The 20226-nt window shown below is 64.2% G+C and carries 21 protein-coding genes; 8 read left to right on the plus strand and 13 right to left on the minus strand.

The window, feature by feature from the left end; translation table 11 throughout:
- Positions 1 to 12: 12 nt before the first annotated feature.
- Genes P2869_RS23930 through P2869_RS23945 form a run of 4 tightly spaced genes read right to left on the minus strand, consistent with a single transcriptional unit; the run spans position 13 to position 3844 of the window.
- Complete coding sequence (locus P2869_RS23930) at positions 13 to 708, minus strand: class II aldolase/adducin family protein (RefSeq protein ID WP_126878214.1); 696 nt, start codon at positions 706 to 708, stop codon at positions 13 to 15.
- Positions 705 to 1775: an S-methyl-5-thioribose-1-phosphate isomerase gene (gene mtnA / locus P2869_RS23935; RefSeq protein WP_277599772.1), complete on the minus strand. Its 1071-nt coding sequence runs from the start codon at positions 1773 to 1775 to the stop codon at positions 705 to 707. The genes P2869_RS23930 and mtnA overlap by 4 nt, the downstream gene beginning before the upstream one ends.
- A 46-nt stretch (positions 1776 to 1821) precedes the next feature.
- Positions 1822 to 3096: an S-methyl-5-thioribose kinase gene (gene mtnK / locus P2869_RS23940; RefSeq protein WP_277599773.1), complete on the minus strand. Its 1275-nt coding sequence runs from the start codon at positions 3094 to 3096 to the stop codon at positions 1822 to 1824.
- Positions 3097 to 3124: 28 nt separating this feature from the next.
- Positions 3125 to 3844: a GntR family transcriptional regulator gene (locus P2869_RS23945; RefSeq protein WP_277599774.1), complete on the minus strand. Its 720-nt coding sequence runs from the start codon at positions 3842 to 3844 to the stop codon at positions 3125 to 3127.
- A 406-nt stretch (positions 3845 to 4250) separates the two neighbouring features.
- On the opposite strand from P2869_RS23945, the gene P2869_RS23950 reads away from it, so the two are divergent.
- From P2869_RS23950 to P2869_RS23985, 8 genes are all read left to right on the plus strand, one after another.
- Positions 4251 to 4562 (plus strand): DUF4148 domain-containing protein, encoded by a 312-nt coding sequence (locus P2869_RS23950; RefSeq protein WP_199541924.1) that lies wholly within the window; start codon positions 4251 to 4253, stop codon positions 4560 to 4562.
- 344 nt (positions 4563 to 4906) lie between these two features.
- The gene (locus P2869_RS23955; protein ID WP_042301718.1) at positions 4907 to 6412 is read left to right on the plus strand and encodes a toluene monooxygenase; all 1506 of its coding nucleotides are present in this window, start codon (positions 4907 to 4909) and stop codon (positions 6410 to 6412) included.
- A gap of 24 nt (positions 6413 to 6436) precedes the next feature.
- Complete coding sequence (locus P2869_RS23960; RefSeq protein ID WP_017775874.1) at positions 6437 to 6697, plus strand: toluene-4-monooxygenase system B family protein; 261 nt, start codon at positions 6437 to 6439, stop codon at positions 6695 to 6697.
- Positions 6698 to 6704: 7 nt separating this feature from the next.
- On the plus strand, positions 6705 to 7040 hold the full coding sequence (locus P2869_RS23965; protein ID WP_017775873.1) for a Rieske 2Fe-2S domain-containing protein: 336 nt from the start codon (positions 6705 to 6707) through the stop codon (positions 7038 to 7040).
- Positions 7041 to 7056: 16 nt separating this feature from the next.
- Positions 7057 to 7371 (plus strand): MmoB/DmpM family protein, encoded by a 315-nt coding sequence (locus P2869_RS23970; protein ID WP_017775872.1) that lies wholly within the window; start codon positions 7057 to 7059, stop codon positions 7369 to 7371.
- Between the two features lie 12 nt (positions 7372 to 7383).
- On the plus strand, positions 7384 to 8370 hold the full coding sequence (locus tag P2869_RS23975; protein ID WP_277599775.1) for an aromatic/alkene monooxygenase hydroxylase subunit beta: 987 nt from the start codon (positions 7384 to 7386) through the stop codon (positions 8368 to 8370).
- A gap of 44 nt (positions 8371 to 8414) precedes the next feature.
- A complete protein-coding gene (locus P2869_RS23980; protein WP_277599776.1) occupies positions 8415 to 9416 on the plus strand; it encodes a 2Fe-2S iron-sulfur cluster-binding protein in 1002 nt (333 codons plus the stop codon).
- Between the two features lie 219 nt (positions 9417 to 9635).
- A complete protein-coding gene (locus tag P2869_RS23985; protein WP_017775869.1) occupies positions 9636 to 11381 on the plus strand; it encodes a sigma 54-interacting transcriptional regulator in 1746 nt (581 codons plus the stop codon).
- A 46-nt stretch (positions 11382 to 11427) separates the two neighbouring features.
- Here P2869_RS23985 and P2869_RS23990 read toward each other — a convergent pair whose 3' ends face one another.
- From P2869_RS23990 to P2869_RS24030, 9 genes are all read right to left on the minus strand, one after another.
- Positions 11428 to 12807, minus strand: coding sequence for an outer membrane protein transport protein (locus P2869_RS23990; RefSeq protein WP_277599778.1), 1380 nt, complete (start codon positions 12805 to 12807; stop codon positions 11428 to 11430).
- A 76-nt stretch (positions 12808 to 12883) separates the two neighbouring features.
- A complete protein-coding gene (locus P2869_RS23995) occupies positions 12884 to 13732 on the minus strand; it encodes an alpha/beta hydrolase (protein ID WP_277599779.1) in 849 nt (282 codons plus the stop codon).
- 56 nt (positions 13733 to 13788) lie between these two features.
- A complete protein-coding gene (locus tag P2869_RS24000) occupies positions 13789 to 13980 on the minus strand; it encodes a 2-hydroxymuconate tautomerase (RefSeq protein ID WP_042301712.1) in 192 nt (63 codons plus the stop codon).
- Positions 13981 to 13993: 13 nt separating this feature from the next.
- The gene (gene dmpH / locus P2869_RS24005; RefSeq protein ID WP_277599780.1) at positions 13994 to 14782 is read right to left on the minus strand and encodes a 2-oxo-3-hexenedioate decarboxylase; all 789 of its coding nucleotides are present in this window, start codon (positions 14780 to 14782) and stop codon (positions 13994 to 13996) included.
- Positions 14779 to 15825, minus strand: coding sequence for a 4-hydroxy-2-oxovalerate aldolase (gene dmpG / locus P2869_RS24010; RefSeq protein WP_042301710.1), 1047 nt, complete (start codon positions 15823 to 15825; stop codon positions 14779 to 14781). Before dmpG ends, dmpH begins: the two co-directional genes overlap by 4 nt.
- A gap of 55 nt (positions 15826 to 15880) precedes the next feature.
- Positions 15881 to 16804, minus strand: coding sequence for an acetaldehyde dehydrogenase (acetylating) (locus P2869_RS24015; protein WP_017775863.1), 924 nt, complete (start codon positions 16802 to 16804; stop codon positions 15881 to 15883).
- Between the two features lie 29 nt (positions 16805 to 16833).
- Complete coding sequence (dmpE, locus tag P2869_RS24020) at positions 16834 to 17616, minus strand: 2-oxopent-4-enoate hydratase (RefSeq protein WP_277599781.1); 783 nt, start codon at positions 17614 to 17616, stop codon at positions 16834 to 16836.
- A 37-nt stretch (positions 17617 to 17653) separates the two neighbouring features.
- Positions 17654 to 19171, minus strand: coding sequence for a 2-hydroxymuconic semialdehyde dehydrogenase (locus P2869_RS24025; RefSeq protein ID WP_277599782.1), 1518 nt, complete (start codon positions 19169 to 19171; stop codon positions 17654 to 17656).
- Between the two features lie 91 nt (positions 19172 to 19262).
- Positions 19263 to 20207, minus strand: coding sequence for a catechol 2,3-dioxygenase (locus tag P2869_RS24030; RefSeq protein ID WP_126878223.1), 945 nt, complete (start codon positions 20205 to 20207; stop codon positions 19263 to 19265).
- Positions 20208 to 20226: the final 19 nt, after the last annotated feature.

The following is a 20226-nucleotide window of genomic DNA, read 5'->3' on the forward strand; positions in this document are numbered from 1 at the left end:
GGCCTGCCGGACTCAGTGCGCGCCGTTGCCGGACGTGCCGCGCATGCCGTAGTTCCTGAACTTCTCCACCACTTCTGCCATCTCGTCGTCGCTCAGGAGCGGCGGCGTACCCAGCTGGCTCGCGAGCAGATACTGCTTCGCCAGCACTTCCACTTCGTTGGCGATCCACAGCGCGCGCGAGAGCGTCGCGCTCGCCGCGATCACGCCGTGATGCGCGAGCAGGCAGGCATAGCGGTCTTGCAACGCGGCCACCGCATAGTCCGAGAGCGCCTGCGAGCCGAACGTTGCGTACGGCGCGCAGCGGATCGAATTGCCGCCGGCTACCGCCACCATGTAGTGATGCGCGGGGATGTCGCGACGGTGGATCGCCATCGCGGTCGCGGCCACCGAATGGGTGTGCACGACCGCGTTCAGTTCGGGCCGCGCACGCAGGATGTCGCGATGCATGCGCCACTCGCTCGACGGCTTGCGTTCGTTCAGTACCGGCGCATCGGCGGCGACGTCGAGCGGCAGCCAGACGATGGCGTCCTCATGAAGCGCCGTGGCCGGTACGCCGCTCGGCGTAATCAGCAGGCCGTCCGCGCAGCGTGCGCTGACGTTGCCCGAGGTGCCCTGGTTGATGCCGAGCCGCTCCATTTCGCGCGCGGTGTGCACGATGGCCTCGCGCAGCGCGGCCTCGTCGGGACGGAGGGGGGATGCGCCCGTCATGCTGCCCGCCCGAACCGCGCCGCAAGATTCGCCTCGTACGGCGAGCCGATGATGCCTGCCTCGGTGATGTAGCCGGTCACGAGATCGTGCGGCGTCACATCGAACGCGGGATTGAAAACCTTGATGCCTTCGGGCGCGATCATGCGGCCGCCGAGGTGCGTGACCTCGCTCGCGCCGCGCTCTTCGATCACGATGCCGCGGCCGTCCGGCGTATCCAGATCGAGCGTGGACGACGGGCACGCCACGTAGAAATCCACGCCGAAGTAGCGCGCCACGATGGCGAGATTGAGCGTGCCGATCTTGTTCGCGAAGTCGCCGTTCGCGGCAACGCGGTCGGTGCCCACGATCACGACGTCGATCTGGCCGCGCGCCATCAGCGAGGCCGCCATGCTGTCGGTGACGAGCGTCACGTCGACGCCCGCGCGCTGCAGCTCGTAAGCCGTGAGGCGCGCGCCCTGCAGAAGCGGCCGCGTCTCGTCGGCATACACGCGAAACGCGACGCCGTTGCGCTGCGCCTCGTAGATCGGCGCGGTCGCGGTGCCGATGCCCGTGGTGGCCAGCGCGCCGGCGTTGCAGTGCGTGAGCACCCCGCTGCCCTCGCGGATGAGCGGCGCGCCGTGCTGGCCGATGCCTGCGCACAGCCGCTGGTCTTCGCGATGGATCGCCTGCGCTTCGTCGACGAGCGCGCGATAGAGGCCGGCTGTGTCCGTGGCGTTTGCGCACTCGGCCGCGCGCAGCATCCGTTTGAGGCTCCAGCTCAGGTTGACGGCGGTGGGCCGCGCGCTGTCCAGATAGGCAGCCTGTTCCGCGAGCGCCGCGCGGAACGCGTCGAGCGGCAAGTGCCGCGACGCCTGCACGGCGACGCACAGCCCGTATGCCGCGGCCACGCCGATCGCCGGTGCGCCGCGCACGCGCAGTTCGTGAATCGCGCGCCACACTTCGTGGGCGCTCGTCAGCGTCTCGACCACCGCTTCCTGCGGCAGGCGAGTCTGATCCAGGATCCGTAGCTGATCGTCCGCCCAGGTCAGGGTAGCGGGCAGGTTCACGAGAGGCGACGGCGAAACCATGAAAACTCCAGAACAAAAAGGTCAATGCAGGCCCGGGCCGCCGCGTTCATGCGAGCGCCGGGCGGGTTGAGGCGATGTCGCGCGCGAGCGCGACGACGTCTTCGATGCTGCGCAATTGACGGCGCCGCAGCAGCAGTTGTTCGGCGCAGCGCAGCGCACGCACTTCGACGGTGGCGCGCAACGCGTTGTCGGCGATGCTCGTAATGTCCGCAACCTTCGCCATGCCCACGATGCGCCGGATCATCTTGCAGCCCGCGAAGCCGAGCGACTGCTCGAAGAGCCGCTCGATGAAGCGCGCGCGAAACGCTTCGGCACAGGCCCCGCCGCGATCGCCGCCGATGAAGTGGCTGCCGCGGCGGCTCTCGTGTTCGCGCCACAGCGTGGCGAACTCGCTTGCGAAACCATTCCAGATGGCGGCGGCCTGCGCGAGCAGCCAGTCGCCGTACGACGGCGCGTCGCGGGACGGCTCAGCGTGGCGGTCGTGCCATGCGCGCGAGAACCAGGCGAGCAGCAGGTTCGCGAGCACAGCGCCGATATCAAAACCCATCGGCCCATAGAAGGCGAATTCCGGATCGATCACGTAGGTCTCGTCTTCGTTGACCATGATCGAGCCGGTGTGCAGATCGCCGTGCAGCAGCGTCTCGGCGTCGTTCATGAACGACCATTTCATCTCGCCCACCGCCACGCGCAGCGCCGGCGACTGCCACAGCCGCTCGATCTCGGCGCGTGCAAACGCCGGGCTGTACACGTTCGACGGATGGTCCTCGAACGGCCAGGTGAAGACGAGGTCCTCGGTAATGCGGCACAGCTCCGTGTTGACTGCAGCACTCACGGCCTGCTTTTTCACGTCGGACGCGAGGTACAGGTCGGAGCCGTAGAACAGCGTATGCGCGAGATACGTCGAAAGATGGCCGGCGAGGCGCGGATAGACGACGCCGTCCATCAGCCCCTGCCGCAGGATGCGGTGCGACGACAGTCGCTGCATCACCACGAGGAACAGCTCGCTGTCCGCGTGATAGACGCGCGGCACGTGCGCCGGGCACAGCGCGCCGAAGCGTCGCAGCGCGGCGACTTCGCGCTCCATGCGGTGGCGTGTCAGCGGCCACGTCTTGCCGACGAGCCGCAGGAACGGCGGCGCCTGTTTGACGACCACACTGCGATCCGGCGCGCGCGTGTTGGTCGCGAAGTAGACGTAGTTCAGATTGCCGTCGCCGACTTCGGTGATGTCGAGTTCGTCAGGCTCGTTCAAGAGCGAATACAACGATGGAACGCCACGCAGGTACGTCGACAGCTCCGCAGAGCTGAGTGCCTCAAATTCCATGTCTGTCTCCTCCGCATTCGAACCGGCCTTACCGTTTCTTGCGAACCAGATCGAACTTGAAGATGCTCGTGTTGTAGTAGTCGTTGCTGTAGCAGATCGGCTCGCCGCTTTCGTCGAAATCCACTTCGTCCAGCAGCAGGAACAGGCCGAAACCGTCGCCTAGTTCCGGCAGATCGCGCGGCGTCAGAATGGTCGGCTGGATCGACGTGTGCGTATGCGAGAGCCGCCGTCCGATCCGGCCGAACATGGCGAACAGCGACTCGCCGATGCGCCCGCCCGCCGCATCGAAGATCGCCTTCGGCACGGTGTCGATGCAGTAGGCCGCGATCGCGTCGTCCGCGCAACGCACGCGTTCGATACGCACGCACGGTGCGCCGATCTCGATGCGCAGCTTTGCCGCCAGGCTCTCGTTCGCCTCGATGTCATCGATCTGCAGCCGCCGCGTGGCCGGCACGGCGCCGACGCTGCGGATCATGTCCGTCACCGACATGAGGTCGTCCAGCCCGCCCTGCAGCTTCAGCGAAATCTGCCTGACGAAGGTGCCCCTGCCCTGCACGCGCGACAGCAGCCCATGCGAAATCATTTGAGCCACGGCTTCGCGCAGGCTCGAACGGCCGACACCGAGCAGTTCGCACAGCTCCATCTCCGTGGGAATCTGATCGCCGGGCTTGAGCGAACGCTCCCGGATCATGGCCATCAACGATTCCTGGATCTTGTCGCGCATGGAGTGCTCGACGCTCAGTCGCATGAGGTTGCTCGAATATCTTGATGAACCGACTATACATCAGACATCTGATGTTTTTTATCGTGTTAACCCTGGAATCAGCTTGGCGGCCGCTTACGTTGTTTTGGCTTCGTCCCCGCGATTTGCCGCTATTTGTGCGGGAAATTCGTATGCGGCGGCCACAGACAGATGGCGACGTTCAGAAGGCACAACATCAGACGCCGCCATGGTCATCTGATGAATATGGCCCTATTCAGCCGCGCCGCGTTCGCCCGTGCTGGCCGTCGTGACGCGTTCAAGGCGATCCGGGCGGCGGCCGATGCCGGGCCACGCAAGAGCGCCCCCTTCGCGGCAACCGCGCAGATGCCCGTCTGGCGCCGCGGGAACACGCAATGCGCGACACTATCGCCTCACCGAAGGGAGTCGCAACATGAAATACCCCACGAAACGCTGGCCGATAGGCGCGGTGCTGGTGCTCTCGCTCGCAGGCTGCGCCGTGAGCGGCATGCAGGCAGGGCCGCAACGGCATTTGAGCGACGCGCAATGCCGCGACCTGACCGCGCTCAGGAACCACGCGCCGCTCACGCGCGAGCGCAACGCGAGCGAACTCGCGGCGCTGGAGGAAGCGGGTTACCGGCCGGCATGGGCGTGGGATCCGTACTATCCGGACGACCTCCAGGCGGCGCAGCGGCTGGTGGACCGGTGGTATCAGGCTGAATGCCGGCCCGCGCAGAGCGAGTGAAGCGATGCCTTGCCGATGCTGACGCGCGTTCGCCTGAGGCTTTCTGTCTTGAGTGCCTAAAACAGAAATATCGAGATTCATCCCTTCATCAAATATCTTCCGCTTTACCGTACAGCAGCGTTTCACCACCTCATCAAATCCGTCTGTAGCGATCCCGAAAGGGGTGTCTCATAGTCGCAAAGAGGCGCTATCGGCCGCCCGTTTACCCGAAAAATCTCGGGATTTTCCCTCATTCGATCGGCTAAATCGCCCTCACTGGTATTGCCCTTGCTCTGAGATGCTGCGCCCGGTGCTCTGCGTGCCGCTCCGGGACAACGCATCCATCCCAACAAGGAGACATCACCATGGCGTTACTGGAACGCGCGGCCTGGTACGACATTGCCCGTGCCACCAACTGGACTCCGACCTACGTCGCGGAGTCCGAGCTCTTCCCCGAGATCATGTCCGGCGCCCAGGGCATTCCGATGGCCGACTGGGAAACGTACGACGAGCCGTACAAGACCTCGTATCCCGAATACGTGCGCGTGCAGCGCGAAAAAGACGCCGGCGCCTATTCAGTGAAAGCGGCCCTCGAACGCAGCCGCATGTTCGAAGACGCCGATCCCGGCTGGCTGTCCATTCTGAAGGCGCACTACGGCGCCATCGCCCTTGGCGAGTACGCGGCCATGAGCGCGGAGGCCCGCATGGCGCGTTTCGGCCGTGCCCCCGGCATGCGCAACATGGCGACGTTCGGCATGCTCGACGAAAACCGTCACGGCCAGTTGCAGCTGTTTTTCCCCCACGATTACTGCCCGAAAGACCGCCAGTTCGACTGGGCGCACAAGGCTTATCACACGAACGAATGGGGCGCCATTGCCGCGCGCAATACGTTCGACGACCTGTTCATGTCGCGCAGCGCCATCGAAATCGCGGTCATGCTGACCTTCGCGTTCGAAACGGGTTTCACGAACATGCAGTTCCTCGGACTCGCCGCGGACGCCGCGGAAGCCGGCGACTTCACGTTCGCGAGCCTGATCTCGAGCATCCAGACCGACGAGTCGCGCCACGCGCAGATTGGCGGCCCCGCGCTGCAGATCCTCATCGCCAACGGCCGCAAGGAAGAAGCGCAAAAGCTCGTGGACATCGCGATCGCGCGCGCATGGCGTCTTTTCTGTCTGCTCACGGGCTCGTCCATGGACTACGCGACGCCGCTCGAACACCGCAAGCAGTCGTTCAAGGAATTCATGCGCGAGTGGATTGTCGGGCAGTTCGAACGCACGCTGATCGACCTGGGTCTCGACCTCCCCTGGTACTGGGACCAGATGATCAACGAGTTCGATTACCAGCATCACGCCTACCAGATGGGCATCTGGTTCTGGCGGCCCACGGTCTGGTGGAACCCCGCGGCCGGCATGACGCCCGACTGCCGCGACTGGCTCGAAGAAAAGTATCCGGGCTGGAACGATACGTTCGGCAAGGCATGGGACGTCATCATCGACAACCTGCTCGCCGGCAAACCCGAACTCACGGTTCCCGAGACGCTGCCCATCGTCTGCAACATGAGCCAGCTACCCATCTGCGCGATTCCCGGCAAGGGCTGGAACGTGAAGGACTATCCGCTCGACTACAACGGCCGCACCTATCACTTCAATTCGGAGATCGACCGCTGGGTGTTCCAGCAAGACCCGCTGCGCTATCGCGATCACCTGACGCTTGTCGATCGCTTCCTCGCGGGCCACATCCAGCCGCCTAACCTCATGGGCGCGCTCCAGTACATGGGCCTCGCACCCGGCGAAAGCGGCGACGACGCACACCACTACGCGTGGATCGAAGCGTATCGCGACCAGCGCTATCAGAAAAAAGCCGCCTGAAGCGGCCAACTCATGGAGGACGACATGGCACTTTTCCCTGTGATTTCCAATTTTCAGTACGACTTCGTATTGCAACTCGTGGCCGTGGATACCGGCAATACGATGGACGAGGTAGCCGCCGCGGCGGCACACCATTCCGTGGGCCGGCGTGTTGCGCCCCAGCCCGACAAGGTGGTGCGCGTGCGCCGCCAGGGCAGCGAAGCGTTCTTTCCCCGCGATGCGAAGCTCGAAGAGACCGACATTCGCCCCATGGAAACGCTCGAATTCATCTTTTGCGAAAACTGAGGCCGACATGACGTTCCAGAAAGTTTGCACGCTCGACGACCTCTGGGAAGGCGAGATGACCGAAGCGGAAGTGGACGGCCACGTGATCGTGCTCGTGCGCCCCGAAGGCGGCGAACCGCGCGCGTTCCAGGGCATTTGCCCGCACCAGGACATCCCGCTCGTGGAAGGCAAGTTCGACGGCCGCGTGCTGATGTGCCGGGCCCACCAATGGACCTTCGACGCCAACACCGGCAAGGGCATCAACCCGGGCGACTGCCGGCTCGCCGAATACGCCGTGAAGATCGAAGGCGACGATGTTTTCGTGGCCGTCGAGGGCGTCGAGCCCCTCTTCGCTCATTCCTGACTCCGAAGGAACACCCATGACCACCGACAACACAGGCGAGGCCTACCGCAACAACCGCGTAGGCCCCGTGCTGCGCGCAAGCAGCATTACCACCGGCGTCATCGAGGCAGCGCACGAAGACAATCCCGACAAAACGATCTGCGTGGACGACAAGCTCGCCTACGTTCGCATCTATGCGGACGGCGAACTGATTCTGCGCCGCGCGACGCTCGAAGAGACGTTGGGCAGACCCTTCAGGATGTCCGAACTCGAAGTGAACCTCAGCTCGTTTTCCGGCCGCATCGAAACGACCGACGACTACGTGCGCTTCTATTACGAAAAAACGCTTTGACCGGAGACGAGCATGACTCAACCCGAAGTTCTCAAACCCCTGAAAACGTGGAGCCACCTTGCTACGCGCCGGCGCAAGCCGAGCGAGTACGAGATCGTGTCCACCAATCTGCACTACACGACCGACAACCCCGACGCGCCGTTCGAACTCGACCCGAACTTCGGCATGGCGCAATGGTTCAAGCAGTACCGCAACGCGTCGCCGCTCAAGCACGCCGACTGGAACGCGTTCCGCGACCCGGACGAGATCGTCTACCGCACCTACAACATGCTGCAGGACGGTCAGGAAACCTATGTGTTCGGCCTGCTCGATCAGTTCTCGGCACGCGGGCACGACACCATGCTCGCACCGACGTGGGCCGGCACGCTCGCCCGCCTCTACACGCCGGCGCGCTTCCTGTTCCACGCGCTGCAGATGGGCTCCGCCTATCTCACGCAGATGGCGCCGGCCTCCACCATCTCGAACTGCGCCGCCTACCAGACCGCTGACTCGCTGCGCTGGCTCACGCACACGGCGTACCGGACGAAGGAACTCATGCAGACCTTCACCGACGTGGGCCTCGGCACCGAAGAGCGGCGCTACTGGGAGCAAGACCCGGCATGGCAAGGGTGGCGCAGGGTGGTGGAAGAAGCGCTCACGGCGTGGGACTGGGCCGAAAACTTCGTTGCCCTGAGTCTCGTCGTGCGCCCCGCGGTGGAAGAAACCGTGCTGCGCGCATTAGGCACCGCAGCGCGTCACAACGGCGACACGCTGCTGGGACTCATCACGGATGCTCATCTCCTCGACGCGCAACGGCATCGACGCTGGGCCACCGCGCTCGTGCGCATGGCACTCGAGCAGGACGGCAATCACGCCGTGCTGACGAACTGGGTGAGCAAGTGGGAGCCGCTCGCCGACAACGCCATCGACGCCTGGTGTGCCGCCCTGCCCGATGCGCCGGATGCAGCCGCGTCGGCGAAGGCCGCCACGCGTGAATTCAGACGCGCGATGGGTCTGTGAGCGAAGGCCGGCGCAAGCCGGCCGCGAACGAACGGAAGCAATCGATGAAACATCACATCACGATCGAAGGCGGCGCGCAGTTCAGCGTCGGCGCCGACGAAGACACCTTGCTGCGCGGTGCATTGCGTGCCGACGTCGGCTTGCCGCACGAATGCAGTGTGGGTGGCTGCGGGGCCTGCCGTTTCGAACTCGTCGCAGGAACGATGGAAACGCTCTGGCCAGAGGCGCCTGGCCTCACGGAGCGCGACCACAAGCGCGGCAAGCGCCTCGCCTGTCAGTCGCGCCCGCTTGGCGACTGCACGATACGCGTGCGCTGCGACGAGAGTTATCGCCCCGTCGTGCCGCCGGTTCGCCGTGAAGCCACGCTGGAGGCGAGCCGGGTGCTCACGCCCGACCTGAGCGAGTTCACGTTCCGCGCACCCGGCGATGCATCGTTCCGCGCGGGCCAATACGCCCTGCTCTATCCGCCGCACGTGCAAGGCGCCCGCGCCTATTCGATGTCCAATCTCCCGAACGAGGACGGCATCTGGCAGTTCATCGTTCGCCGCGTGCCTGGCGGCGCCGGCAGCAACAGCCTGTTCGATGCGCTGAAGACGGGCGAGTCCATTACGATCGACGGCCCCTACGGTCATGCGCATCTGCGCGACGACGCCTCACGCGAGATCGTCTGCATTGCGGGCGGATCGGGACTTGCGCCCATGCTCTCCGTTGCGCGCGGTGCCCTGGCGCAGCCGGAAGGGCCGCGCGTGCATTTCTTCTACGGGGCCCGCACGCAGGCCGATCTGGGTGCCGCGGCGGAGATCGACGCACTCGCGCACGAACGTCTGTCTGCCTCGGTCGTGCTCTCGTCGCCGCAGCCGGAACCGCCGTGGGCTGGGGCAACGGGTTTCATTCATGCCGAAGTGGAACGCGCCCTCGCGTTGCCGTTGGACCAGTACGCGTTCTATTTCGCAGGTCCGCCACCCATGATCGAAGCCGTGCAGGAGATGCTGATGCAGCGGCATCGCGTGCCGTTCGATCAGATCCACTTCGACCGTTTCGTCTGACGGCCGCCATCGCGTAAATCGCGTATTTACACCAATCGCCACGGCGAGCCGGGAAGCGTAACCTGAGCACACCCATCACGATTCCCAGCTTCCGGCGCGGCCTGCGGGCGATCGGACGATCGCCCGCCCACGCTTCACGGCATCGAACGCCCATCCGGAAGCGAGCGAGCCAGCATGCCGAAACGCCACACGCACGGGGCCAGTCATACCGCCTCGCCAATGGACCCGTCCGCTCATTTCGCGAACGGCAAACCAGACGGAAAGCGGTCGAAAGAGGTCCGCGTTCCGGCTATTCACGATCTCGCGAAACGCCTGCGTTTCGCGCCTCAGCAAGGCCGCATCTGGCTGGACGACCAGCGCATGATGCTCATGCACATCAGTTCGCTCGGGGCGCTGCGCCAGGAATTGATCGAGAGCCTCGGCAAGGAAACCGCACGCGGTCTCGTGACCCGCATCGGCTATCAGGCGGGCACACGCGACGCCGCGATGACGCGCAAGGTTCGCGCGGGGTCGAACAGCTACGACGATTTTCTCGCCGGCCCGCAACTGGTCTCGCTTGAAGGCATCGTGCATTGCGAACCCATCGCGCTCGATATCGACGTGGGACGCGGGCACTACTTCGGCGACTTCTATCTGATCGATTGTGCCGAGGCTGAAACGCACATCGCAAGTTATGGCATCGGCAACGAAGCGGTTTGCTGGATGTTGACCGGCTACGCCTGCGGCTATACGAGCGCCTTCATGGGGCGCCCTATTCTGTGGCGCGAAATCGAATGCCGCGGCATGGGGCACGCAAAATGTCGCGTGGTGGGCAAGCCGGTGGAAGACTGGGAAGACCCGCAGGACGATCTGCGCTTCCTGCAGATCGGCGACTTCGCGAAATGGTCGCTGGAACCGCAAGCCGCCCAGCCCACCGCCAATCGCGTTGCCGAACGCATTGCCGAGGCGCCCGAACACAGCGTTGGCGTGGTCGGCATTTCCGCCGGCTTCAACACGGTGTGCCACATGGTCAACAAGGTGGCGCCCACGGAGGCCACCGTGCTCTTTCTCGGCGAAAGCGGCGTCGGCAAGGAGGTGTTTGCCAACAACCTGCACAACCTCAGCAAGCGCGCCGACGGGCCGTTCGTGGCCGTGAACTGTGCCTCCATTCCCGAACATCTCATGGAGTCCGAACTCTTCGGCGTGGAGCGCGGCGGCTATACCGGGGCAACGTCGTCACGCGCCGGCCGCTTTGAACGGGCCAACGGCGGCACGCTCTTTCTCGACGAAATCGGCACGCTCAGTTACACGGCACAAGGCAAGCTGCTGCGCGCCCTCCAGCAAGGTGAACTGGAGCGCGTGGGCGACACGCGCACGCGCAAGATCGATGTGAGAGTGGTGGCGGCAACCAACGTCAATCTGCGGGAAGCCGTGAAAGCCGGGCTCTTTCGCGAAGACCTGTTCTTCCGCCTGAACGTGTTTCCGATTCACGTTCCGCCGCTGCGCGACCGCCGCGACGACATTCCGCTGATGATGAACTGGTTTCTTCAGCGCCTTGCCAAGAAGCACGACAAGCACATCACGGGGTTCCGCGAACGTGCGGTGGACGCCCTCTTCAACTACGACTGGCCCGGCAACGTGCGCGAACTCGAAAACATGATCGAGCGCGCCGTGATTCTGGCCGAAGACGGTGGCGCGCTCGACCTGTGCCATCTCTTCACGACGGGCGAGGAGATCGACGTCTCGTCGTTCATTCTGAAGCGCAGCGGCAACATCGGTCTTCTGAACGAACCGGTCGAGGCTGTGCCGCCCGCGCTGGCCGGCGCAAGCCGTCCGGGACTGCCCGAGACGGAGGCCGCCATGCTGCGCGCGGCCGTGGCGGAGGCGAACGGCAATCTTTCGCTTGCTGCGCGTGTGCTCGGCATCAGCCGCCCGAAGCTCGCCTATCGCCTGCGCAAATACGGCATTCCCGTGGACCGCGCCTGATATTGCGCACAGCGCCGCCTCATGTAGGACGAGGCGGCGCCGTGCTTCAGAACCGCTTTTGCCAGGCCATTGCCGCGTTGAGCTGCGAGTGAGTCACCTTGATCGGCACGGATGTGTTCGGCTGGCTCGCATTCGTCAAGGTCTTCTGCAACGCATACGACAGTGCGAAATCCACCTGATCGTTCTTGCCGAACGCATACGAGACGCCGCCCGTCAGGCTCGTGGTGGGAATGGCCGGTATGACCGCGAACAGCGTGTTGTTCGGAATGGCCTCCTGCGCGTAGTGGAAGCCCGCGCGGAACGCGAGGCTCGCGTTGTAGCGGTATTCCGCGCCAATCGCGAACACGTTGATGTCGCGATAATTCTGCGGCAACGACAGATTGAGGTTCGCCCCGGTGCCCGACTGCACGAAGGTCACGTTGATGTCCTTCATCACACTGGCGAGGAACACGCGCTGGTAGTCGGCCGAAACGCTCCAGTGCTCGTTGAAGCGGTGGCTGATGCCCGCCGTGAACTGCGCCGGCATCTCGAAGTTGTGGACCCTTACTTCGCCCGAGAGCGGAATATTCCCGGCAACGGAACTCACGGCGGACAACGTTGCATGGCCGCCCAGATCACCCACGTGCGTCTTGAAGTTGTATGCCATGCCCAGCACGGTGTCCGGCGTGAGCCGATACGTGAGGCCCAGCTTGCCGCCTATTCCCCAGGCGTCGGCGCCGCCCCCCACTATGCCGTTGTGCGAGAAATTAATGTAGCCGCCCGAGAGTCCGGGCACGCTGGCCAGTGTGGGAAGCAGCGTGCCCGAGGCACGGCGCTGCGCCGCGAGCGTGCCGATCTGCGAGGCGTCCAGCAACATGCCGAGGTTCAGCGAGGTCCAGACCGCGTCCAGCGAACCGCCCACCGTCAGTTTGTCCGTCACGTCATACGAGAGGGCAAACGGAATGCGCAATACGAGCAGCCGCGAGAAATTGTCGAAGCCGGTATCGATGCCGTTGGTGGTGGTGCGTGACAGAAAACTGCTGCCGCCGAACTGGGTGCCCAGCCCGCCTTCCGCAAACGCGCCCACGCCGAATGCATAGCGACCGTGGCGGTAGACGAACGCCGTCTCGGGCGCGAAATACGGGCCGTTGTTATTGCCGTGATTGCCCGACGTCGCTGTTTCGCCGGTGGCCGTATTAGTGGCCTTGATGTCGGTCGTGACGATGTCGAGGCCCAGATCGACATATCGCCCGTCGCTCATCAGGCCGAGCGTGGCCGGGTTCAGCATCATCGCGGCCGGACCCACGTTGTATGCCACGCCGCTTCCGCCCATGGCGCGCGAGACAGGGCCGAAGCCTTCCAGGTTGAATACGTCCGTCGCCATCGAACGGCCCGCCCACACCGCCATGCATAGCGCGACCGCTACACGGATGCCATTGCCTTTCACATCTGTCTCCTTATGTCTATATTTAGTAATACGTAATACTACGGATGCTACTCACCACTGTGCTCCGGGCTTTCGACTACGCGGCCTCCGAAGGCGATGCGCTCGCTTCGCCGAAATGCTCCGTCACGAGGCGGTTGAAGCGTGCGGCGTGCTCGATCTGCGTCCAGTGACCGCATTGGCCGAACACGTGAAGCTGCGCACGGGGAATCAGCTCCGCGAGCCGCAGCGAAGAAGTGAGCGGAATGACCTTGTCTTCGCGGCCGTGAACGATCAGCGTTTCGTGCGAAATGGCGCGAATTGCCTGCTCCGGGCTTGCGAGCGCATCCACCCACCGCTGGCGCGGCGCCGGGAACATGTTGGAGAACGACTCCTGATAACCGGGCTGTACGCTCGCTTCGTAGCGCAACTTCGCCAGGTCGTCGTTCACGAGCGACCGGTCATAGGCGAAGACGTCGAGTAGCGCGCGCATGTTTTCAATCGAGGGGGTATAGCCCCACACGGCATCCAGCCCCTCCGTGATGCGAAACGGCGTGCCTGCGCTTCCCATCAGCACGAGCCGGCCTACGCGCTGGGGTGCCTCGACAGTCAGGGCGAGCGCGAGTGCGCCGCCGAACGAGTTGCCCACCACGTGCGCGCGCTCCACGCCCAATGCGTCGAGCAGCCCGATCAGGTGTGCTACCCAGTTTTCCATCGAGTAGCGGTAGCCCGCCGGGCGTTCCGTGTCGCCGAAGCCCACCATGTCGGGGGCGATCACACGAAACCGTTTCGCCAGCGCCGGCATGGTGAGCCGCCAGTTCGCAAAGGCCGTGACACCGGGCCCCGAGCCGTGAATCAGCAGGACCACGGGCCCTTCGCCCATGTCGTGGTAATGGGTGCGTATGCCGTTGGCAACAATGCTCTTTGCGGCTTGAGGTTGGGTCTGCATGGAGGAGTCCGGCAAAAGAGAGGAATGGGCGCCGCACGCAACGCGGCGCCTCGTGATCAGCGTCCGCGCTTTTTCGCGCTCTGCCCGCCAATGCCGAAGTGCTCCTTCGGCATTTCGACGATGATGACGCGCACCGATTCGAGCGGCGCATCGATGGCGCGATGAATCGCTTCGCTGACCTCGGCGATCAGCCGCTCCTTCTTTTCGTCGTCGCGGCCTTCCAGGATATAAAGCTGGGCAATCGGCATGATGGCCTCCTTGTCAGATGAAGCGCAGTCCGGTGGAACCCATCCCCTGGACGCGCAATGTGATGTTGTCGCCGGCTTCCACGGCCACCGCTTCCGTGATGCCGCCGGAAAGAATCAGGCTGCCCGCGGGAATCGATTCGCCGCGAGCCCCGAGATGGTTAGCGAGCATGGCTATGGCCGCGGCCGGATGCCCGAGCACGGCAGCGCCCGCGCCGAACGAAACCGGCTGCCCGTTCTTTTCCATGACGATGCCGATGGTGCGCAAGTCCACGCCTTCCACCGCAAGCGGCTGGCCACCCACGACAAAGCGCGCGGCCGACGTGTTGTCGGCCACCACGCTCTTCAGGTCGAACTTGAAGTCGCGGTAACGGCTGTCGATCACTTCGATGCCTGGCAGAACGAAGTCCGTTGCGGCCAGTACGTTGCCGATGTGGCAGCCCGGCCCTTTCAGTTCTGCACGCGTAACGAAGGCGATTTCCGGCTCAACCTTCGGGTGAATGAGTTCGCTTGCGCGGCAGACACCGCCGTCTTCAATGGCGAACGTGTCCATGAGATAGCCGAACACGGGCGTTTCTACGCCCATCTGGCGCATCTTCGCGTGCGAGGTCAGGCCGGCCTTGTAACCCACGAGCCGTGCGCCGCGCGCCATGTGCCGTTGCCGCATGACGTCCTGCACGGCGTAGGCGTCGTCCCAGTCCATGGTGGGCCAGGTGTCCGTGATCTTCACGGTGTCGCGCGCATGAAGGGCACACTCGTCGAGGTGCGCCGCGAGCGATTGAATGGTGTCGATGGGCAGGTTCATGCGGCTTCCTTGCGGGCGGCCTGTTCGCGCGCTTTCTTCAGCGTGAGCGCGGTGTCTTCGATCATGTCTTCCTGGCCGCCCACCATGCCGCGTCGGCCCAGTTCGACGAGAATGTCGCGCGCCGGGATGCCGTACTTCTCGCCCGCGCGTTTGGCGAACAGCAGGAACGAGCCGTACACGCCGGCGTAGCCGAGCGTGAGCGAATCGCGGTCGATGCGAATGGGGAAATCCATCATGGGCACCACGAGATCTTCGGCCACGTCCTGAATCTTCCAGACGTCCACGCCGGTTTCAATGCCCATGCGGTCGCACACGGCGACGAACACTTCGAGCGGCGTATTGCCGGCACCTGCGCCGAGCCCGGCTGCAGCGCCGTCGATACGGCTTGCGCCGCATTCGATTGCAGCAAGCGAATTCGCCACGCCCATCGCGAGGTTGTGGTGACCGTGAAAGCCCAGCTCCGTTTCGGGCTTCAACGCATCGCGCACGGCGGTGAGACGCACCTTGACGTCTTCGGGCAGCATGTAGCCCGCCGAGTCAGTGATGTAGATGCAGTTCGCGCCATACCCTTCCATCAGCTTCGCCTGCTTCACGAGGCCTTCGGGACTGTTCATGTGGCTCATCATCAGGAAGCCCACGGTGTCCATGTCCAGCTTGCGGGCGAGCGTGATGTGCTGCTCTGACACGTCGGCTTCGGTGCAGTGCGTTGCCACGCGAATGGTGTGCACGCCGAGTCCGTGCGCCATCTTCAGATGATCGACGGTGCCGATGCCCGGCAGCAGCAGTGCCGAGACCTTCGCGCGTTTGAGCAGCGGAATCACGGCGCCGAGATATTCCTCGTCCGTGTGAGCGGGGAAGCCGTAGTTCACCGACGACCCGCCCAGGCCGTCGCCGTGCGTGACTTCGATGAGCGGCACGCCGGCGTCGTCCAGACCCTGGGCGATGCTGCGCATCTGGTCGAGCGTCATTTGATGGCGCTTCGGGTGCATACCGTCGCGCAGCGTCATGTCGTGCACGGTAATGCGCTTGCCTTTGAGATTCATGGCGTTTCCTTTATTCAGCGATGTTCGAATGCGTGCGGGCCGTGAATCGCGGTGATCAGGCAGCCGCGCTTTCCACGGGCGCAAGCGTGATGCGACCAGCAAGCAGTTCTTCGGCGAACATCTCGGCCGTGCGCGCAGCCGCGGCGGTCATGATGTCGAGATTGCCCGCGTAGCGCGGCAGGTAGTCGCCAAGTCCCGCCACTTCCAGATAGACGGACACGCGCCGGCCGTCGAACACGGGCCCGTTCACGAGCCGGTAGCCGGGCACGTAGCGCTGCACCTCTTCGATCATCGCGAGAATGGAGTCGGTGATGCGCGCTTCGTCGGGCGCGTCCGCCGTCAGGCAGTGGACGGTGTCGCGCATGATGAGCGGCGGATCGGCCGGATTGATGACGATGATCGCTTTGCCCTGCCTTGCACCGCCCACGCGCGCTACCGCCGCTGCCGTGGTGCGCGTGAACTCGTCGATGTTCTTGCGCGTGCCCGGCCCGGCCGAGCGCGACGACACGGTCGCGATGATCTCCGCGTAATCCACCGGCTGCACGCGCGAGACGGCATACACCATCGGAATGGTGGCCTGGCCGCCGCACGTCACCATGTTGACGTTCATCTCGCGTTTGCCGATGTGCTCCTTGAGATTGACGGGCGGCACGCAGTACGGACCAATGGCCGCCGGCGTGAGGTCGATCATCATCACGCCGAGTTCATTGAGCTTGCGGCTGTTTTCGGCGTGCACGTAGGCGCTCGTGGCGTCGAAGGCGATCTGTACGTTGTCGGCCTTCACGTGCGGCAGCAGCCCGTCCACGCCCTCTGCCGTGGTCTTGATGCCCAGTTCTCGGGCCCGCTTGAGGCCGTCGGAGTCGGGATCGATGCCCACCATCCAGACGGGCTCCAGCACCGGGCTGCGCTGCAGTTTCGCGAGCAGGTCCGTACCGATGTTGCCCGGGCCAATCAACGCGCAACGGATTTTCTGTGTCATGGGAAATGTCCTTTGAATGACGATGAGGTTCAGCCGAAGCGCACCGAGCACGCGCCGATGCCGCCAAGCGAAAGGCGGAAGTTGTCGCCGGCCTTGACGGGCGCCATGGCGGCTAGTGCGCCGGAGAGCACGACTTCGCCGGCCTTGAGCGGAATGCCGAGGCGCCCGAGCGTGTTGGCGAGCCAGGCGACGGCGTTGACGGGCGAGCCGAGCGCTGCCGCGCCTGCGCCGGTGCCGATCACCTCGCCGTTCTTTTCCAGCACCATGCCGCAGGTCGAGAGATCCACGGCACGTGCGGAGACCGCGCGATCGCCGAGCACGAACACACCGCACGATGCGTTATCCGCTACGGTGTCCTGAATGCGGATCTTCCAGTCGCGAATGCGTGAATCGACTATCTCGAAACACGGCATCACGCATTCGGTTGCGGCCAGCACCATCGCGTTGGTGATGCCGGGGCCAAGCAAGTCTTTCTTCAACACGAAGGCAATCTCGCCTTCGGCCTTGGGCTGGATCAGCGTGTCCACGGCAATGCTCTCGCCCTCGCCATACACCATGCCCGAGAGCAGATAACCGAAGTCGGGCTGATAGACGCCGAGCATGTCCATGACCGCCTTCGACGTCACACCGATCTTCTTGCCCACGACCGTTTCCCCGGCGTCCAGCCGGCGCTGCACCATGCGCTGCTGGACGTGATAGGCGTCGTCGATGGACATGTCGGGATAACTATCGCTCAGCGGCGCAATCGTTTCGCGCGCGTTCAACGCACCGTAGAGCCTGTCGCCAAGCTCGGCAATCAACGTGGATTCCATGAATCTTCCTGGTGGCAGGTTGATCAAATTGCGTGCGTCACAGCTTGACGCACACGTTTTTGAGCTCCGTATAGAACTCGAGCGAATGCACACCGCCTTCCCGGCCGATGCCCGACTGCTTCGCGCCGCCGAACGGTGTGCGCAAGTCGCGCAGGAACCACGAGTTGACCCACGCGATGCCCACCTCGATGGAAGCCGCCACGCGATGCGCGCGCGCGAGGTGGGTGGTCCATATCGCCGTGGCAAGCCCATACGGATTGTCGTTGGCACGCCGAATCACTTCCTGTTCGGAATCGAACGGCATGATGAGCGCACACGGGCCGAAGATTTCCTCGCGGGCGATGGGCGAATCGTCGCCCAGACCGGTCCAGAGCGTGGGCTGCACCCAGGCCCCCTCTTTCAGGTTGCCTGGCATGTCGGGTACGCCGCCGCCCGTCACGACGGTCGCGCCCAGCTCGGCGGCCTTCGCGTAGTACGACAGCACCTTGCGGCGGTGTTCTTCGCTGATGAGCGGTCCAAGACCCGTCGCCGGGTCGTCGGGCAAACCGATGCGCAGCGCTTCGGCACCGGCCTTGAGGGCCGCGACGAACTTCTCGAAGATGGGCCGCTCCACATAAACGCGTTCGGTGCCAAGACATACCTGCCCCGCATTGGCGAAACACGAACGCAACGTGCCTTCCACGGCCGCATCGAAATCGCAGTCGGCGAACACGATGGCCGCGTTCTTGCCGCCCATCTCGAGGCTCACCGGCCGTGCGCCGTCCGCGGCGGCCTTCATGATGGCCGCGCCCGTGCGCGTCTCGCCGGTAAAGGTGATGGCGTTGACGCCCGGATGCGTGGTCAGAAACTCGCCTGCCGACCCGGGACCGAAACCGTGCACGACGTTATAGACCCCACGCGGCACACCGGCGGCATTCATAACTTCACCGAGCAACGCGGCCGTTTGCGGCGTTTCCTCTGAAGGCTTCACCACCACCGTGTTGCCGCAGGCGAGCGCGGGCCCCACCTTCCACGTCATGAGCAACAGCGGCAGATTCCACGGGCAGATCACACCCACCACGCCAACGGGGCGGCGCATGGCGTAGTTGATTGCGCCCGCGCCGTCCGGCGTGGACATTTCGAAGAACTCCGTGGGCACGTTCTTCACGACGTCGGCGAAGACCCTGAAGTTCGCCGCACCGCGCGGAATATCGATGTGCCGCGCAAGGCTCATCGGCTTGCCGGTGTCGGCCACTTCCGCGGCGAGAAAGTCGTCGAAGCGGCGGTTGATGCCGTCGGCCAGCGCGTAGAGCACGTCTACGCGTTCACTCACGGTCATCGTGCCCCACGGCCCGTGCAAGGCCGCGCGTGCGGCCTGCACCGCGGCATCCACCTGCTCGCGGCCCGCTTCCGCCACGCGGGCGATCACGGCGTGATTGAGCGGCGACCGCTTGTCGAACCAGCGCGTACCGTCCAGATACTCGCCGTCGATGAAGTTTCGGATCAGTGGGATGCCGCCATCGGCGGTGGCTGCGCTCGCACCGTGCGACGCGGCCTTGGGTTCTGTCGTCAGCATGATCGTTTATGCAATGTGTTCGTGTTCGTTCATGAAACCGGAAGATTGGCTGCTGCCGGAAACAACGGGTTCCGGCAGCAGCGCGATGCCCTCAGGTGTAGACGCTCGTGAAGGCCTCGTTTAGCTCGCCTGAATGGAAAAAGATGCCGCGGCCAAGGTGGTCTTCGGTCCACGTGGTGACGGGACGGTCCGGCTGCGCCATGTAGCCCAGCCCAGCGAAGGTCTCGTTGCGGTTGCCGCTCGGGTCGAAGAAGTAGATGGTCGTGCCGCGCGTGATGCCGTGACGTGTGGGGGCTACGTCGATCTTCACCTTGTTTTTCGCCATGACGTCTGCTGACTTCAACACGTCGGCCCAGTCGTCGAGGAAGAACGCGATGTGGTGCAGACCGTTCGTCGGTCCGCCCACGAACGCGATGTCATGCGGCGTCGAGCTGCGGAACAGCCACGTTGCCGCCTGAATGCTGTTGCCCGGTCCCACCATCACCTGCTCCGCCAGGTGGAAGTCGAGACACTCTTTCATGAACTGCGTGTTCTCGGCCACGCGGTTGATGCCCGCTTCCGGGTTGAGTTCGCACATGAGCAGACAGTGGTCGAGCCAGTGAACGCCGGAGCCCTTGATGTCGTCAGGCCACGGATCGGGGTTGAGCGATCCGACGTCCGTTCCCACTTGCTCCTTGTGTGCGTAGAGGCGCAGGTCGTGGCCGCTCGGCAGGTTGAACTGCAGCATGCGGCCCGTTGCGGGCAGCGTGCCTTCGGGCAGCATCTGTGTGCGAATGCCGTAGGCCTCGATGCGTTCCTTCAACACGTCCAGATCGGCGTCGTTCTCCACCTTGTAGGCTACGTGGTTCAGGCCCGCGTGATCGGACGGGCTCAGAATGAGCGAATACTTGTCCCATTCGTCCCAACACTTCAGGTACACGTTGCCCGCGTTATCGCGGTATGTCTCTTTCAGGCCCAGCACGTTCTGGTAGTGCCTGAGCGCCGCATCCATGTCCATTACCCGCAGGTTGGCATGGCCGATTCGCATCACACCCATGGTGTCTCTCCTCCGTTCC

Origin of the sequence: Paraburkholderia sp. SUR17, from assembly GCF_029536165.1 — a bacterium.
Taxonomy (GTDB): domain Bacteria; phylum Pseudomonadota; class Gammaproteobacteria; order Burkholderiales; family Burkholderiaceae; genus Paraburkholderia; species Paraburkholderia kururiensis.

Excerpts from the sequence above, each read along its gene's own strand:
- P2869_RS23985 (WP_017775869.1), top strand. The coding sequence starts at position 9,636 with ATGGACCCGTCCGCTCATTTCGCGAACGGCAAACCAGACGGAAAGCGG.
- mtnK (WP_277599773.1), bottom strand. The coding sequence starts at position 3,096 with ATGGAATTTGAGGCACTCAGCTCTGCGGAGCTGTCGACGTACCTGCGT.
- dmpE (WP_277599781.1), bottom strand. The coding sequence starts at position 17,616 with ATGGAATCCACGTTGATTGCCGAGCTTGGCGACAGGCTCTACGGTGCG.
- P2869_RS23965 (WP_017775873.1), top strand. The coding sequence starts at position 6,705 with ATGACGTTCCAGAAAGTTTGCACGCTCGACGACCTCTGGGAAGGCGAG.
- P2869_RS24000 (WP_042301712.1), bottom strand. The coding sequence starts at position 13,980 with ATGCCGATTGCCCAGCTTTATATCCTGGAAGGCCGCGACGACGAAAAG.
- P2869_RS24015 (WP_017775863.1), bottom strand. The coding sequence starts at position 16,804 with ATGACACAGAAAATCCGTTGCGCGTTGATTGGCCCGGGCAACATCGGT.
- dmpH (WP_277599780.1), bottom strand. The coding sequence starts at position 14,782 with ATGAACCTGCCCATCGACACCATTCAATCGCTCGCGGCGCACCTCGAC.
- P2869_RS23945 (WP_277599774.1), bottom strand. The coding sequence starts at position 3,844 with ATGCGACTGAGCGTCGAGCACTCCATGCGCGACAAGATCCAGGAATCG.
- P2869_RS24025 (WP_277599782.1), bottom strand. The coding sequence starts at position 19,171 with ATGCTGACGACAGAACCCAAGGCCGCGTCGCACGGTGCGAGCGCAGCC.
- P2869_RS23930 (WP_126878214.1), bottom strand. The coding sequence starts at position 708 with ATGACGGGCGCATCCCCCCTCCGTCCCGACGAGGCCGCGCTGCGCGAG.
- P2869_RS23975 (WP_277599775.1), top strand. The coding sequence starts at position 7,384 with ATGACTCAACCCGAAGTTCTCAAACCCCTGAAAACGTGGAGCCACCTT.
- dmpG (WP_042301710.1), bottom strand. The coding sequence starts at position 15,825 with ATGAATCTCAAAGGCAAGCGCATTACCGTGCACGACATGACGCTGCGC.
- P2869_RS23995 (WP_277599779.1), bottom strand. The coding sequence starts at position 13,732 with ATGCAGACCCAACCTCAAGCCGCAAAGAGCATTGTTGCCAACGGCATA.
- mtnA (WP_277599772.1), bottom strand. The coding sequence starts at position 1,775 with ATGGTTTCGCCGTCGCCTCTCGTGAACCTGCCCGCTACCCTGACCTGG.
- P2869_RS23970 (WP_017775872.1), top strand. The coding sequence starts at position 7,057 with ATGACCACCGACAACACAGGCGAGGCCTACCGCAACAACCGCGTAGGC.
- P2869_RS23980 (WP_277599776.1), top strand. The coding sequence starts at position 8,415 with ATGAAACATCACATCACGATCGAAGGCGGCGCGCAGTTCAGCGTCGGC.
- P2869_RS23955 (WP_042301718.1), top strand. The coding sequence starts at position 4,907 with ATGGCGTTACTGGAACGCGCGGCCTGGTACGACATTGCCCGTGCCACC.
- P2869_RS24030 (WP_126878223.1), bottom strand. The coding sequence starts at position 20,207 with ATGGGTGTGATGCGAATCGGCCATGCCAACCTGCGGGTAATGGACATG.
- P2869_RS23950 (WP_199541924.1), top strand. The coding sequence starts at position 4,251 with ATGAAATACCCCACGAAACGCTGGCCGATAGGCGCGGTGCTGGTGCTC.
- P2869_RS23960 (WP_017775874.1), top strand. The coding sequence starts at position 6,437 with ATGGCACTTTTCCCTGTGATTTCCAATTTTCAGTACGACTTCGTATTG.